Source organism: Mycobacterium talmoniae (genome assembly GCF_001854525.1).
Taxonomy (GTDB): Bacteria; Actinomycetota; Actinomycetes; order Mycobacteriales; family Mycobacteriaceae; genus Mycobacterium; species Mycobacterium talmoniae.
Window position 1 is genome coordinate 26461 of sequence record NZ_MLQM01000028.1, and the last position, 15644, is coordinate 42104.

Genomic DNA, 15644 nt, shown 5'->3' on the forward strand with positions numbered 1-15644 from the left:
CGTCATCCCTTGACCAGCGCCCGTTCCAGGATCGACGCCACGTCCAGCCCGGTGGGCAGCGTGCCGAACGCCCCGCCCCAGTTGCCGTCCAGCCGGGTGGCCAAAAACGCCTCGGCAACCGCGGGGTGGCCGTGCCGCACCAGCAGCGAGCCCTGCAGCGCCAGGCAGATGTTCTCGGCGATCTGGCGGGCCCGGTACTGGATGGTGTCCAGGTCGTCCAGCTGCGGCCGCAGCTTGGCGACATGGGCGTCCAGCCGGCGGTCCTGACCGGCGGTCTGACCCAGCTCGTCGAACAGCGTCTCGACGGATTCGGGTCGGGTCGCCATGGCGCGCAAGGTATCCAGTGCGCTGACGTTGCCGGAGCCTTCCCAGATGCCCATCAGCGGCGCCTCCCGGTACAGCCGGGGCATCAGCGAGTCCTCGATGTAGCCGTTGCCGCCCAGGCATTCCAGCGCCTCGGCGGCGTGCGGGGTGGACCGTTTGCACACCCAGTACTTGGCGGCCGCCAGCCCGATGCGGCGCAGCAGCCCCTCGCGTTCGTCACCGCGGGTCGCGGCGTCGGTGGCCCCGGCCATCCGCATCGCCACCATGGTGGCGGCCTCGGCCTCCACCGCCAGGTCGGCCAGCACGTTACGCATCAGCGGTTGGTCGATCAGATACTCGCCGAAGGCTTTTCGGTGCTGGGTGTGGTAGATGGCGCGGGTCAGCCCGGAACGCATGCTGGTGGCGCTGCCCAGCGTGCAGTCCAGCCGGGTCAGGTTCACCATCTCGATGATGGTGGCCACCCCGCGGCCCTCCTCACCGACCAGCCAGGCGAGGGCACCGTCGTACTCGACCTCCGAGGAGGCGTTGGCGTGGTTGCCGAGCTTGTCTTTGAGCCGCTGCAAGAACATTCGGTTGCGGGTGCCGTCGGGCAGCACCCGCGGCAGCAAAAAGCAGCTCAGCCCGCCGGGCGCCTGCGCCAGCACCAGGAAGATGTCGCACATCGGCGCGGAGGTGAACCACTTGTGCCCGGTCAGCGAGTAGCTGCCGTCCGCGTTGGGCACCGCCGCGGTGGTGCCGGCCCGCACATCGGAGCCGCCCTGCTTTTCGGTCATCGACATGCCCGCGGTGATCCCGGCTTTGGTGGTGGGCACCTTCAGCTCGGGGTCGTAGGCCCGGCTGGTGAGCAGCGGCTCGTAGACCGCGGCCAGCTCCGGGTTGTAGCGCAGCGCCGGGACGACGGCATACGTCATGGAGATCGGGCACATGTGCCCGGGTTCGGCGGTCCACACGCTGGTCTTGGCGGCGCGCACCACGTGCGCGCCGGGCCGGTCGTCGGCCCACGGGGCGGCGTGCAGGCCGTGGGCGATCGCCGTGCGCATCAGCTCGTGATACGCCGGGTCGTATTCCACCTCGTCGATGCGGTGCCCGGTGGCGTCGTGGGTGTGCAGGATCGGCCGGTTGCGGTCGGCCAGCTCGCCCCAGCGTTGCGCCTGCCGGGAGCCGTTGATGGCACCGAGTTCGGTGACCTCGTCGACGCCCCACTGCCCGCCCTCGCGGATCAGGGCCTCGATCAGCACCGGCGAGGCGGCCGGGTTGTGGCCCTCCAGCGGCGGGACCTGGTTGGTGACGGTGTGTGTGTCGGGCATAGAGCAATGTTACATTTTTTCGACACCTGCACAAGAGTTGTAATGAGGCGTGAGGCGTAGCGCCGCCGCGGTGGCAGCCAGGCCGTCGGCGACGGCGTCGGCGCTCCACGGCTCGTCGCGTGCATGACCCGGGATCGCGGCGTCGATGCGGGCGCGCCACGATTGCGCCCACCGGTCGGGAAAGCAGCGCTGCAGCAGGGCGAGGATGATCGCAACGGCCGTCGACGCCCCGGGCGAGGCGCCCAGCAGTCCGGCGATGCTGCCGTCGGCGGCCGTGACCAGCTCGGTGCCCGACCGAAGGACACCGAGGCGCGCGGGGTCGGGGGTGACCAGTTGGGCGCGTTGGCCGGCGGGCACCAGCTCCCACTGCCGGGGATCGGCGGTCGGATAAAACCGGCGCAGCTGCGCGACCTTGCCGCGCTTGGGCCGGAGCAGTTCGGTGATCAGGTAACGCACCAAGCCGAGGTTCTGCGCGAGAGCGGCCGCCAGCACCGGCAGATTGCGCCACCGCAGCGTGGTGAACACGTCGGTGCGCTTGCCGTGTTTGAGCAGTTTGGTGCTGAACGTCGGGTACGGCCCGAACAACAGCTGCTGGTGACCGTTGACGGTGCGGTGATCCAGATGCGGCACCGACATCGGTGGCGCCCCGGCGGGGGCCTGCCCGTACACCTTGACCCGGTGCCGGGCGACCACTCGCGGGTCGGCACACCGCAGGAACGCCGCACCGACCGGCAGCACCCCGTACCCGTGCACCTCGGGCAGCCGCGCGCGCTGCAGCAGCCGCAGCGCGTAGTCGCCGGCCCCGATGAACACGAATTTTGCCCGCAGCTGAAACCGGGTGCGGGTCTTGGTATTTCGGCCGCCGACCAGCCAGCTGCCGTCGGCATGTTGGCGCAGCGTGCGCACCTCGTGGCCGAGCAGCACCCGTCCCCCATGCCCGGTCACGATCCGGGTGAGCCCGCGGGTCAGCGCACCGAAGTCGACGTCGGTGTCGGCCGGGTGCCGCGTTGCGGCCACCGACTCGCCGGGATCGCGGCCGGCCATCACCAGCGGCGCCCACCGCGCGATCGTGGCCGGGTCGTCGCTGAATTCCAGGCCCGTGAACAGCGGATCGGCGCTCAGGGTCTGGAAGCGGCGGCGCAGGTAGGCCACGTCGCGGGCCCCGAAAACCAGATCCAGGTGCGGGGTGGCGTGGATGAACGTGTCCGGATCGAGCAGCCCCCGCCCGACGAGATGCGCCCACCACTGCCGGGACAGCTGGAACTGGCGCGACGCCCGGGCCGCGGCGGTGGCATCGTCGGGGTCGGGCATGTAGTTGAGCTCGCAGTAGCCGGCGTGACCGGTACCGGCGTTGTTCCACGGGCCGCTGCTCTCGGTGGCGACGTCGGCGGCCCGCTCGAGCACCACGACCCGCCAGCCCGGTTCGAGCAGGGTCAGCATCGCGCCCAGGGTGGCCGACATGATGCCGCCGCCCACCAGGACGGCGTCGACGAGGTCGGGTTGGGGCGGGATGGTGGTCATGGGCGGGCACCTTTCTGTGGCGGACCTCGATGAACCCAGCATCGCCCGGTGCGATTTGATCCGTCCAATGAATGTTTTGGTCATTACCATTCGAATATGGATCGATGGATCGGGCGGTTCGCGCCGCAGCTGCGGGCCCTGGAGGAGCTGGCGACCCACGACGGGCATATGACCCGCGCCGCCGAGACGCTCGGGATCCCGCAGTCGTCGATGAGCCGCCGGATCCACGCCCTGCAAAAGGCCCTCGGGGTGCGGCTGATCCTCCACGACGGCCGCACGGTGCGGTTGACCCCGGCCGCGGTGCAGCTCGCCGAGCGGATCCGCGACCCGCTGCGCGAACTCGAGGCCACCCTCGACACCGTCGCCGGGGAGGCCGACCCCGACCACGGCGCCGTGCGGTTCGGTTTCCCGCTCACGATGGGGACCGGGCAGATACCGACCCTGATCGCGGAGTTTCACCGCCGCGCGCCGGGGATCCGGCTGGCGGTCAAACAGGCCCACGGCTCGGAGCTGACCGCCGACCTCGCCGCCGGCACCCTCGATGTGGCGGTGGTGATCCCGCCGCCGGACACGGTGCGGCACACCGTCATCGGGACCCAGCCGATCCGGGTCGTGCTGCCCGCCGATCACCGGCTCGCGTCGCGGCGGCGGCTGCGGCTCGACGAACTGCGCACCGAGGCGTTCATCGCCAACCCGACCAGCTACGACCTGCGGCAGGCGACCGAAACCTGGTGCAACGCCGCGGGTTTCCGCCCGCAGATCGCCGTGGAGATCACCGAGTTCGCCACCATCCGGGAGCTGATCGGCCGCGGCCTGGGTATCGCACTGTTGCCGCACCACGAGCGGCGCACCCCGCATACCACCGAAATCCCGCTCACCCCGGATACCTATCGGCGCGAGATCGCCCTGGCCTGGGGGCCCACCGCGGTCACCCCCGCGTGTCGCCGCCTGCTGGATTTCTTGCGGCGCGGCTTTCGCTAGCGGACGTGTTCGCGCAGGAACGCGATGTCGTCCTTGCGGCCCTCCTCGGCGGTTTCGCAGATCACCGGGGCGTCGGCGGCGGTGACGACCGCGACCAGCAGTTGCGGATCGATCTGCCCGGTACCGAAATTGGCGTGCCGGTCCCGGCCGGAGCCGGCGGCGTCCTTGGAGTCGTTGCAGTGCACCAAATCGATGCGGCCGGTGATGGCCTTGATCCGGTCCACCGCGTCCAGCAGCGCCTCACCGGCGGCCCAGGTGTGGCAGGTGTCCAGGCAAAAACCGATGCCGGTGTCCCCGATCTGGTCCCACAACCCGGCGATGGTGTCGAAGCGGCGCGCCATCGCGTGGTCACCGCCGGCGGTGTTCTCCAGGTACACCGGGACGTCGGACTCCAGCTGGTCGAGGGCCTTGCGCCAGCGCCCGAAGCCGGCCGCCACGTCGTCGTCGGCGGTGACGTGGCCGCCGTGCACGATCACCGCGGCGGCCCCGATGTCGGCGGCGGCGTCGCAGGTCTGCTGCAGGATCTTGCGCGACGGGATGCGCACCCGGTTATTGGCCGAGGCAACGTTGATCAAATACGGCGCGTGCACGTAGATCGGCAGGTCCGACGCGCGCAGCACGGCGGCGTCGTCGCGCGGTTTGGGGGCCTTCCAGCTTTGCGGATTGCCCAGGAAGATCTGCACCGCGTCGGCGCCGTCGGCCGCGGCGGCGGCCAGCGGATCGGCCGGACTGACATGCGAACCGATGAGCATAGCCCCCACCTTATCCCTCGCGAGCAGACGCAAAAGCCCCGGTTTCGGGCCCGAAACCGGGGCTTCTGCGTCTGCTCGGCGGGCTTACCCTACCAGGCGCGGCCGGTCCAGGTGGGTGTTGAGGCGTGCCAGTAAACCGACCGGATCGCGGCGGATATCGTCGATGGTCATCGGCACGCTGGTCCACCCGCATTCCTGCAGTCGAGCGGTTTTCAGCCGGTCATGCAACAGCCCGTCACGGCTCATATGCCATGCCAGGCTGTCGTATTCGGCGACGACCTTCGCGTCCGGCCAGGCGAAATCCACCCGCCAGACCCTGCCGTAACGGTCCACGATGGTGTACTGCAGCTCCGGCATGGGCAACCGGCCGTCGATGAACACCAGCCGTGCCTCACTCTCCATCGGCGACTCGGCACGGCCGTCGGCGTACTCGATCAATTCCCGTACCTTGACGATGCCGCGCCGGCCCTTCTGTTCGCGGATCGCGGCATGCAGTTCGGTCGTCGTACACGCCCCGACGTGCAGTGCAGCATCCAGCGTCGCCAGCGCGCGCGGTCGACGCAGCGTCCGGGCGAGCTCGATCGCTGTCCACGCCGGCGCCGTCGCCAGTCGCCCCTCGACACGGCGCAGCGGCGCGCCGATCCGCTGGTGCACCAACAGGCCCGGTGACGGGCGCATCCGCACGCCCGGATCAAGCACGTGTACCCGCGCCGTGTTCTCGGTGTCGAAGCCGTACAACGCCGCCGCGGTGCCCATGCAGGCCACCAGCCGCTGCCCGGCCATCAGCTCCAGCGCGGCCAGCGTGCTCAGCACGTCGGGCTCGCGTAATGCGTAAACGCCGTGGCAGACGCGGATGAGCCGACCCGACTTCACCAGTCGGGCCAGCCGGTTGCGGCTCATCACGGTGAGCAGTTGCTGCCGTGTGGCCACCCCGTCGACGAACATGCACGGAATGCTGGCTCAGTGGCGGCCAGACCGAAAGTCAGTGCTGGGGATGGTGTGGTGAGCAGACGCAAAAGCCCCTCATTTCCGCAGGAAATGGGGGCTTTTGCGTCTGCTCGCGGAAGGGAAGGGACCCCTACCGGTAGTCGGAGTAGCCGTAGTCGTCCAACGGCACCGCGGCACCGGTGGCCTGGCCGAAGTCCGGGCTGTAGTACTGATCCTCGTAGGACGGGATCGTGTACGCGGCGGCCCGGGCCTCCTCGGTCGGCTGCACCTGGATGTTGCGGTACCGGTTGATCCCGGTCCCGGCCGGGATCAACTTACCGATGATCACGTTCTCCTTCAGACCCTGCAGCCGGTCGCTGCGGCAGTTGATCGCCGCATCGGTCAGCACGCGGGTGGTCTCCTGGAACGACGCCGCACTCAGCCACGAGTCGGTGGCCAGCGACGCCTTGGTGATCCCCATCAGCACCGGGCGACCGGCGGCGGGCTCGCCGCCCTCGGCCACCACCCGACGGTTCTCGGCCTCGAACTCGGCGCGCTCGGTCAGCGAGCCGGGCAGGAACTCGGTGGAGCCCGAATCGATGATGGTCACCCGGCGCAGCATCTGCCGGACGATCACCTCGATGTGCTTGTCGTGGATCGACACACCCTGCGCCCGGTAGACCTGCTGGACCTCCTTGACGAGGTGGATCTGCACCTCGCGGGGGCCCTGCACGCGCAGCACCTCGTGCGGGTCGGCGGAGCCTTCCATCAGCTGCTGGCCCACCTCGACGTGGTCGCCGTCGGTCAGCAGCCGCTCGGTCCCGTCGTCGTGCTTGAACACCCGCAGCCGCTGACGCTTGGAGAGCTTGTCGTAGACCACTTCCTCGCCGCCGTCGTCCGGGACGATGGTGATCTTGTAGAACTTCTCGCCCTCCTCCAGCCGGACCCGGCCGGACACGTCGGCGATCGGCGCCTTGCCGCGCGGCACCCGAGCCTCAAACAGCTCCTGCACCCGGGGCAGACCACCGGTGATGTCCTCACCGACACCACCCTGGTGGAAGGTACGCATGGTCAGCTGGGTGCCGGGCTCACCGATGGACTGCGCGGCGACGATACCGACGGCCTCACCGATGTCGACCAGCTTGCCGGTGGCCATCGACCGGCCGTAGCAGGTCGCGCACACCCCGGTGCCGGTGGTGCAGGTCAGCACCGACCGCACCTTGACCGACGTGATGCCGGCCACCAGCAGCGCCTCGATCGCCGGGTCGCCCAGGTCGTGGCCGCGCTCGACGATCACGTTGCCCTTCTCATCGGCCGCATCGGTGGCCAATGTCCGCGCGTACGCCGAGGTTTCGATGAACGGGTCGCGGATCAGGGTGCCGTCGGGCTGACGTTCGGCCAACTCGACGATGATGCCGCGCTCGGTGCCGCAGTCGTGCTCGCGCACGATCACGTCCTGGGACACGTCGACCAGACGACGGGTCAGGTACCCCGAGTCGGCGGTACGCAACGCGGTGTCCGCCAGACCCTTCCGGGCGCCGTGGGTGTTGATGAAGTACTCCAACACCGTCAGGCCCTCACGGAACGAGGACTTGATCGGCCGCGGGATGAACTCACCCTTGGGGTTGGTCACCAGACCCTTCATCCCGGCCAGCGTCCGGGTTTGGGTGAAGTTACCGGTGGCGCCGGACTCCACGATCGTGATGATCGGGTTGTCGGCCGGGTAGTGGTCCCGCAGCGCCTGACCGACCTCTTCGGTGGCTTCCTTCCAGATCTCCACCAGCGCCTCGTTGCGCTCGTCGTGGTTGAGCGCACCACGCTGGAACTGCTTTTCGACCTTGTCGGCGCGCTCCTCGTAGGCGTCGAGGATCTCCTTCTTGCGCGGCGGCACCAGCACATCGGCCATCGACACCGTCACCCCGGACCGGGTGGCCCAGTAGAAGCCGGCGTCCTTGAGCTTGTCGACGGTCTGGGCGACCACGATCATCGGGTAGCGCTCGGCCAGATCGTTGATGATGGTGGCCTGCACCTTCTTGTGCATCTGCTTGTTCACGAACGGGTAGCCCATCGGCAGCAACTCGTTGAACATCACCCGGCCCAAGGTGGTTTCGGCCACCCAGGAGTCCCCCGGCCGCCAGCCGTTGACACCGAACAGCTCGGTCTCCAGCTCGGCGGGCGGGCGCAGCTGGCTCAACCGCACCTTGATCTTGGCCCGCACGGAAAGCGCGCCGCGGTCCATCGCCATGATCGCCTCAGCCGGCGAGGCGTACACCCCGGACTCCGGGCGGTCCTTGGCGGCGGCCACGTACTCGCCGGTGTCGCCGGGCACCTCGGTGGTCAGGTAGTACAACCCGGTCACCATGTCCAGCCGCGGCATGGCCAGCGGGCGACCCGAGGCCGGCGACAGGATGTTGTTGGAAGACAGCATCAGGATGCGGGCCTCGGCCTGCGCCTCCGCCGAAAGCGGCAGGTGCACCGCCATCTGGTCACCGTCGAAGTCGGCGTTGAACGCCTCACACACCAGCGGGTGCAGCTGAATGGCCTTGCCCTCCACCAGCTGCGGCTCGAAGGCCTGGATACCCAGCCGGTGCAGGGTCGGCGCCCGGTTCAGCAGCACCGGGTGCTCGGCGATGACCTCTTCGAGGACGTCCCACACCTGCGGGCGCTGCCGCTCCACCATCCGCTTGGCGCTCTTGATGTTCTGCGCGTGGTTGAGGTCGACCAGCCGCTTCATCACGAACGGCTTGAACAGCTCGAGCGCCATCAGCTTGGGCAGACCGCACTGGTGCAGCTTGAGCTGCGGACCGACCACGATGACCGAACGGCCCGAGTAGTCGACACGCTTACCGAGCAGGTTCTGCCGGAACCGGCCCTGCTTACCCTTCAAGAGATCGCTAAGCGACTTCAGCGGACGGTTACCCGGCCCGGTGACCGGGCGGCCGCGACGGCCGTTGTCGAACAGCGCGTCCACGGACTCCTGCAGCATCCGCTTCTCGTTGTTGACGATGATCTCGGGCGCACCCAGGTCGATCAGTCGCTTCAGCCGGTTGTTGCGGTTGATCACCCGGCGGTACAGGTCGTTGAGGTCGGAGGTGGCGAACCGGCCACCGTCGAGCTGCACCATCGGACGCAGCTCCGGCGGGATCACCGGCACCGCGTCGAGCACCATGCCCATCGGCGAGTTGCCCGACTGCTGGAACGCCGCCACCACCTTCAGCCGCTTCAACGCGCGAAGCTTCTTCTGGCCCTTGCCGTTGCGGATGACCTCGCGCAGCGAGTCGGCTTCGGCATCGATGTCGAAGTTCTCGATCAGCTTCTGGATCGACTCCGCGCCCATCGCCCCGGTGAAGTACTCGCCGTAGCGGTCGACCAGCTCCCGGTACAGGTTCTCGTCGACGATCAGCTGCTTGGGGGCCAGCTTGGTGAAGGTGTTCCAGATGTCCTCCAGCCGGTCCAGCTCGCGCTGGGCGCGGTCGCGGATCTGGCGCATCTCCCGCTCACCGCCGTCGCGAACCTTGCGCCGCACATCGGCTTTGGCGCCCTCGGCCTCCAGCTCGGCCATGTCGGCCTCCAGCTTTTGGGCCCGGGCCTCCAGGTCGGCGTCGCGCTGGTCCTCCACCGCCTTCTTCTCGACGACCATCTCGGCCTCGAGCGTGGACAGCTCGTTGTGCCGCATCTCGTCGTCGACCGCGGTGATCACGTAGGCGGCGAAGTAGATGATCTTCTCGAGATCCTTGGGCGCCAGGTCCAGCAGGTAGCCCAGCCGGCTCGGCACGCCCTTGAAGTACCAGATGTGGGTGACCGGCGCGGCCAGCTCGATGTGGCCCATCCGCTCACGACGCACCTTGGCCCGGGTCACCTCGACGCCGCAGCGCTCACAGATGATGCCCTTGAACCGGACCCGCTTGTACTTACCGCAGTAGCACTCCCAGTCGCGGGTCGGCCCGAAGATCTTCTCGCAGAACAGGCCGTCCTTCTCCGGCTTGAGCGTGCGGTAGTTGATGGTCTCCGGCTTCTTGACCTCGCCGTAGGACCACTGCCGAATGTCCTCGGCGGTGGCCAGGCCGATGCGGAGTTCATCGAAGAAGTTGACGTCTAACACGTAACTCCCTTTCCCCTTGCGGGACTAGAAAACAAATTAGGCCAAATCCTCGACAGAGGCGGATTCGTTGCGGGACAAGTTGATACCCAGGTTCGCCGCGGCGCGCTCCAGGTCCTCGTCCTCGCCCTCACGCAGCTCGATCGCCGCGCCGTCACTGGACAGCACCTCAACGTTGAGGCACAGCGACTGCAGCTCCTTGAGCAGCACCTTGAACGACTCGGGGATGCCCGGCTCGGGGATGTTCTCGCCCTTGACGATCGCCTCGTAGACCTTGACCCGCCCGACGGTGTCGTCGGACTTGATGGTCAGCAGCTCCTGCAGCGTGTACGCCGCGCCGTAGGCCTGCATGGCCCAGCACTCCATCTCCCCGAACCGCTGGCCACCGAACTGCGCCTTACCGCCCAGCGGCTGCTGGGTGATCATCGAGTACGGGCCGGTGGACCGGGCGTGGATCTTGTCGTCGACCAGGTGGTGCAGCTTCATGATGTACATGTAGCCGACGGTCACCGGGTACGGGAACGGCTCGCCGGAGCGGCCGTCGAACAGCCGCGCCTTGCCGTCGCCGTCGACCAGCACCTCGCCGTCGCGGCTGGGCAGCGTGGAGGACAGCAGCCCCTGCAGTTCCTCCTCGCGGGCGCCGTCGAACACCGGCGTGGACACCAGCGACTCCGGCGTCGACTCCAGCAGCTCCTTCGGCAACCGCTCCGCCCAGTCGGGCTGGCCATCGATCTTCCAGCCGGTCTTGGCGATCCAGCCCAGGTGGGTTTCCAGGATCTGGCCGATGTTCATCCGTCGCGGCACCCCGTGGGTGTTCAGGATGATGTCGACCGGGGTGCCGTCCGGCAGGAACGGCATGTCCTCGACCGGCAGGATCTTGCCGATCACACCCTTGTTGCCGTGCCGGCCGGCCAGCTTGTCACCGTCGGAGATCTTGCGCTTCTGAGCCACGTACACCCGGACCAGCTCGTTGACCCCGGCCGGCAGCTCGTCGTCGTCCTCGCGGGAGAACACCCGGATGCCGATCACCTTGCCGGACTCGCCGTGCGGCACCTTCAGCGAGGTGTCGCGGACCTCGCGGGCCTTCTCACCGAAGATCGCCCGCAGCAGCCGCTCCTCGGGGGTCAGCTCGGTCTCCCCCTTCGGGGTGACCTTGCCGACCAGGATGTCGCCGTCGCGGACCTCGGCGCCGATGCGCACGATGCCGCGCTCGTCGAGGTCGGCCAGCACCTCATCGGAGACGTTCGGGATGTCCCGGGTGATCTCCTCGGCGCCCAGCTTGGTGTCGCGGGCGTCGATCTCGTGCTCCTCGATGTGGATCGAGGTCAGCACGTCCTCCTCCACCAGGCGGTTGGACAGGATGATGGCGTCCTCGTAGTTGTGGCCCTCCCACGGCATGACCGCCACCAGCAGGTTCTTGCCGAGCGCCATCTCACCGTTCTCGGTGCACGGCCCGTCGGCGATGACCTGGCCGGCCTCGACGCGCTGCCCGGTGTCCACGATCGGACGCTGGTTGGCGCAGGTGCCGTGGTTGGAGCGGGCGAACTTGCGCATCCGGTAGGTCTGCCGGGTGCCGTCGTCGGCCATCACCGTGACGTAGTCGGCGGACACCTCCTCGATGACGCCGGCCTTGTCGGCGACGACGACGTCGCCGGCGTCGATCGCGGCGCGCAGCTCCATCCCGGTGCCCACCAGCGGCGCCTCGCTGCGCACCAGCGGAACCGCCTGGCGCTGCATGTTGGCGCCCATCAGGGCACGGTTGGCGTCGTCGTGCTCGAGGAACGGGATCATCGCGGTGGCCACCGACACCATCTGGCGCGGCGACACGTCCATGTAGTCCACCTCGGACGAGGACACGTATTCGACCTCGCCGGCCTTCCGGCGCACCAGCACCCGGGCCTCGGTGAACCGGCCGTCGTCGTCGATCGGCGAGTTGGCCTGCGCCACCACGTGGCGGTCCTCCTCGTCGGCGGTCAGGTAGACGATCTCGTCGGTGACCACCCCGTCGACGACCTTGCGGTACGGGGTCTCGATGAACCCGAACGGGTTGACCCGGGCGTACACCGACAGCGACCCGATCAGACCGATGTTGGGGCCTTCCGGGGTCTCGATCGGACACATCCGGCCGTAGTGGCTCGGGTGCACGTCACGGACCTCCAGGCCGGCGCGCTCCCGGGACAGACCACCGGGACCCAGCGCCGACAGCCGACGCTTGTGGGTCAGCCCCGACAGCGGGTTGTTCTGGTCCATGAACTGGGACAGCTGGCTGGTGCCGAAGAACTCCTTGATGGCCGCGACCACCGGGCGGATGTTGATCAGCGTCTGCGGCGTGATGGCCTCGACGTCCTGGGTGGTCATCCGCTCGCGGACCACCCGCTCCATCCGGGACAGCCCGACCCGGATCTGGTTCTGGATCAGCTCACCCACCGTGCGCAGCCGCCGGTTGCCGAAGTGGTCGATGTCGTCGACCTCGACGGGCACCTCGGTGCCGCCGGGCACCGTCATCGTGGTCTGGCCCTCGTGGAGGCGGACCAGGTACTCGATGGTGGCGACGATGTCCTCTTCGGTCAGCGTGGTCGAGTTGGTCTCGGCCGGCGGCAGACCCAGCTTCTTGTTGACCTTGTAGCGACCCACCCGGGCCAGGTCGTAGCGCTTGTCCTTGAAGAACAGGTTCTCCAGCAGGGTCTGCGCGGACTCCTTGGTCGGCGGTTCGCCCGGGCGCAGCTTGCGGTAGATGTCAAGCAGCGCCTCGTCGGTGTTGGCAGTATTGTCCTTCTCCAGCGTCGACATCATGATCTCGGAGAAACCGAACCGCTCGGAGATCTGCTCGCTGGTCCAGCCCAGCGCCTTGAGCAGCACGGTGACCGGCTGGCGGCGCTTGCGGTCGATGCGGACGCCGACGGTGTCGCGCTTGTCGACGTCGAACTCCAGCCAGGCGCCGCGGCCCGGGATCACCTTGACCGAGTGCAGCGTCTTCTCGGTGGACTTGTCGATGCTCTCGTCGAAGTAGACGCCGGGCGAGCGCACCAGCTGGGAGACGACGACACGCTCGGTGCCGTTGATGATGAAGGTGCCCTTCTCGGTCATCATCGGGAAGTCACCCATGAACACCGTCTGGCTCTTGATCTCGCCGGTGTTGTTGTTGATGAACTCCGCGGTGACGAACAGCGGGGCCGCGTAGGTCATGTCCTTGTCGCGGCACTCGTCGACCGGGGCCTTGACCTCGTCGAAGCGGGGGTCGGAGAACGACAGCGACATCGAGCCGGAGAAGTCCTCGATCGGGGACAGCTCGGCGAGCACCTCTTCCAGGCCGCCGACCGGTTGGCTGTCGCCGCGGGCGGTCGCCTTTTCCCGCCACTGCGGGGCGCCGATCAGCCACTGGAACGAGTCGGTCTGCACGTCGAGCAGGCCGGGAACCTCGAGCGGTTCACGGAGCTTGGCGAAGGAAATGCGGTTAGGGGCTCCGGGTACGGAGGAATTGGAGCTAGTAGTTTCAGCGGACTTGCTCTGGCGGGAGACTGCCAAGATGCATCCTTCCAGCACCTCATGCGACTAGCGAGCCAGCGGACTCGGGTCGCCGCGATATCTGCGTCGGTTCGGCTGGCGGACGAACTGTCCGGATCTCACGCACGCACACAATCGCTGAGCGCGCAAATAAGGCTCAGGCTAGGACCACGGTGTCGGGTGCAGGTGAGGTGGGCAGGAGGTAGCCAGCGCAACGTCCAACAATAGCGCAGGACCGCGCATTCCTCAACCGCCGTGCACAGGGATATCTCGGCGCTGGCTGGCGTCCTGTCCTACCCGTGCACTCATGCTGCCCAACAGACTGGCCCGTTTGGGCCCGTCCGTCAAGAGGTGACGCGCCGCGTTTGTGAGTAAGGCGACGTCCGGGCCGGGTGCCGCGCGCGAACCAGCGTCAGGCCCGCACCATCCCGCACCATCCCGCACCGACTTCCGCGCGCCGGTCCGTTCCCGTCGGCACTGCTGCCCCAGCGGCCACACCAGCCCCGGCGGGGAGTGGGTGTGTGCGTGCGTCCGCCTCTGAGCGACAAACCGGGCGTTTCGTGCTCTTGGGCCCCAACAGCCCCACCAGATTGTTGACCACCGACACGTATGCCTCGACTGTCGCAGCGGTAACGGATTGTCGCTGACGGGGAGGTGCCCGGCTAGCAGCGACAAAAGCGAAGTCCGCCAAGGCCACGGCTCGATCACCACCGTGTGGGTGCGACGGCGTTCGCTCCGCGTCTGACGTCGAAAGATCCGGGTGAGCGGGCCTGCGCGCTTGGACGCACCATCAGTCGTGTTGACCAGCCAAGACGGGCACGCACATTCAGCTCGGCGGACGACCACCACGCGCCCTTCATAGGGCCAGCTTCGCGGGGCATGTGGTGTTGTGGCCGCCGGCCGTCGCGGCGAAGCTCGACGGCGTTGCACCTCGCCGACGTCTGGTTGTCGCTGAGAGCCGGGCCCCTGCTCACCAGCGACAATCCGTTACGGCTGCGACAGGTGAGGCATATGTGTCGGTGGTCAACGATCTGGTGGGGCTGTTGGGGCCCAAGAGCACGCAACGCCGGTTTGTCGCGCAGAGGCGGACGCACGACACACCCCACTCCCCGCCGCGACTCCTGGGGCGAACGGGGCGCCAGTGCCGGGAGTCGACACGCCCGGCCCGCCCCAGAGCAGCCATACTGACGTGAGTCGCGCCGAAAGGAACTCCGCCGTGCGGATCGCCCTGTTCATCGCCTGTTTCAACGACGTCATGTACCCGCAGACCGGTAAGGCGATGGTGCGGTTGCTGCGGCGGCTGGGTCACCAGGTCGACTTCCCCGCGCAGCAGACCTGCTGCGGCCAGATGCACTTCAACACCGGCTACCAGGACGACTGTGTGCCGTTGGCGCAGCGATTCTGCACCACCTTCGACGGCTACGACGCGGTGCTGGCCGCCTCCGGGTCCTGCGCGGCGATGGTCAAGGACTACTACCCGGTGCTGGCCGACCGGGCCCGCTCCCCCGGCCTGGCCCGGAAGGTGGCCAGCATCGTCCCACGGCTGTACGAGCTGTCCGAGCTGCTGGTCGACGTGCTGAAGGTGACCGACACCGGCTCCTACTTCCCGCACCGGGTCACCTACCACCCGACCTGTCACACCCTGCGCATGCTGCGGATCGGGGACCGGCCGACCACGCTGCTGCGCGCGGTGGAGGGCATCGATCTGGTCGAGCTGCCCGAGGCCGAGGAGTGCTGCGGGTTCGGCGGCACCTTCGCGCTGCGCAACGCCGACACCTCGATCGCGATGGGCACCGACAAGGCGGTCGCCGCCCTGGGCACCGGCGCCGAGGTGCTCACCGCCGCCGACAACTCCTGCCTGATGCACATCGGCGGGTTCTTGTCGCGGGGCCGCTCGGGCATGCGCCCGCTGCACTACGCCGAGATCCTGGCCGCCACCCGCGCCGACCCGTTCGATACCGGCGAGCCGGTGCCCGACGTGCAGCGCCCGGTGCGCCAGCATGGCGGTGGCCGATGAGTGGCGCCGGCGACGATGCACAGCGGATCGCCGCCGCCGCCGCGACCGTCCCGCCGCAAGAAGAGTTCCTCGGCATGCCGCCGTTCCCGGCGGCGGCCCCGCACCAGCTACGCAACAGCCAGCAGCGCACCAACCTGACCCGGGCGACCCGCACCATCCGGGCCAAACGCGACCGGCTGGTCGCCGACAAGGACGACTGGGCGCAGCTGCGC

The 15644-nt window shown here is 68.4% G+C and carries 8 protein-coding genes and 1 pseudogene; 3 read left to right on the top strand and 6 right to left on the bottom strand.

All coding sequences use genetic code 11. The features are described 5' to 3' along the window. Positions 1-2: 2 nt before the first annotated feature. Together BKN37_RS07990 and mqo are read right to left on the bottom strand one after the other, a co-directional pair. A complete protein-coding gene (locus BKN37_RS07990) occupies positions 3-1631 on the bottom strand; it encodes an acyl-CoA dehydrogenase family protein (RefSeq protein ID WP_071024174.1) in 1629 nt (542 codons plus the stop codon). A 9-nt stretch (positions 1632-1640) separates the two neighbouring features. Further along, a complete protein-coding gene (gene mqo, locus BKN37_RS07995; RefSeq protein WP_071024176.1) occupies positions 1641-3152 on the bottom strand; it encodes a malate dehydrogenase (quinone) in 1512 nt (503 codons plus the stop codon). 96 nt (positions 3153-3248) lie between these two features. Between mqo and BKN37_RS08000 the strand changes: the two genes are divergently transcribed. Next, a complete protein-coding gene (locus tag BKN37_RS08000; protein WP_071024178.1) occupies positions 3249-4133 on the top strand; it encodes a LysR family transcriptional regulator in 885 nt (294 codons plus the stop codon). Here BKN37_RS08000 and BKN37_RS08005 read toward each other — a convergent pair. The 4 genes from BKN37_RS08005 to rpoB all read right to left on the bottom strand — a co-directional run bounded on the left by BKN37_RS08005 (position 4130) and on the right by rpoB (position 13436). Continuing rightward, entirely contained in the window at positions 4130-4885 is a 756-nt protein-coding gene (locus tag BKN37_RS08005; protein ID WP_071024180.1) for a deoxyribonuclease IV, read from the bottom strand. The two genes, BKN37_RS08000 and BKN37_RS08005, sit on opposite strands and share 4 nt — an antisense overlap. An 84-nt stretch (positions 4886-4969) precedes the next feature. After that, positions 4970-5830 carry a type IV toxin-antitoxin system AbiEi family antitoxin domain-containing protein gene (locus BKN37_RS08010; RefSeq protein ID WP_071024182.1) on the bottom strand — a complete coding sequence of 287 codons (861 nt, stop codon included), beginning with the start codon at positions 5828-5830 and terminating at the stop codon, positions 4970-4972. A gap of 133 nt (positions 5831-5963) precedes the next feature. Then, complete coding sequence (locus BKN37_RS08015; RefSeq protein WP_071024184.1) at positions 5964-9914, bottom strand: DNA-directed RNA polymerase subunit beta'; 3951 nt, start codon at positions 9912-9914, stop codon at positions 5964-5966. Between the two features lie 36 nt (positions 9915-9950). Further along, entirely contained in the window at positions 9951-13436 is a 3486-nt protein-coding gene (gene rpoB, locus BKN37_RS08020) for a DNA-directed RNA polymerase subunit beta (RefSeq protein WP_071024196.1), read from the bottom strand. A 1195-nt stretch (positions 13437-14631) separates the two neighbouring features. Between rpoB and BKN37_RS08025 the strand changes: the two genes are divergently transcribed. Both BKN37_RS08025 and BKN37_RS08030 read left to right on the top strand, forming a co-directional pair. Further along, positions 14632-15432 carry a (Fe-S)-binding protein gene (locus BKN37_RS08025; protein ID WP_071024186.1) on the top strand — a complete coding sequence of 267 codons (801 nt, stop codon included), beginning with the start codon at positions 14632-14634 and terminating at the stop codon, positions 15430-15432. Then, positions 15429-15644, top strand: a pseudogene (locus BKN37_RS08030) (hypothetical protein); the annotation flags it as partial. The gene BKN37_RS08025 and the pseudogene BKN37_RS08030, both read left to right, overlap by 4 nt.

Coding starts and splice junctions, on each gene's coding strand:
- BKN37_RS07990 (WP_071024174.1), bottom strand. CDS start 1,631: ATGCCCGACACACACACCGTCACCAACCAGGTCCCGCCGCTGGAGGGC.
- BKN37_RS08000 (WP_071024178.1), top strand. CDS start 3,249: ATGGATCGATGGATCGGGCGGTTCGCGCCGCAGCTGCGGGCCCTGGAG.
- BKN37_RS08010 (WP_071024182.1), bottom strand. CDS start 5,830: ATGTTCGTCGACGGGGTGGCCACACGGCAGCAACTGCTCACCGTGATG.
- BKN37_RS08005 (WP_071024180.1), bottom strand. CDS start 4,885: ATGCTCATCGGTTCGCATGTCAGTCCGGCCGATCCGCTGGCCGCCGCC.
- mqo (WP_071024176.1), bottom strand. CDS start 3,152: ATGACCACCATCCCGCCCCAACCCGACCTCGTCGACGCCGTCCTGGTG.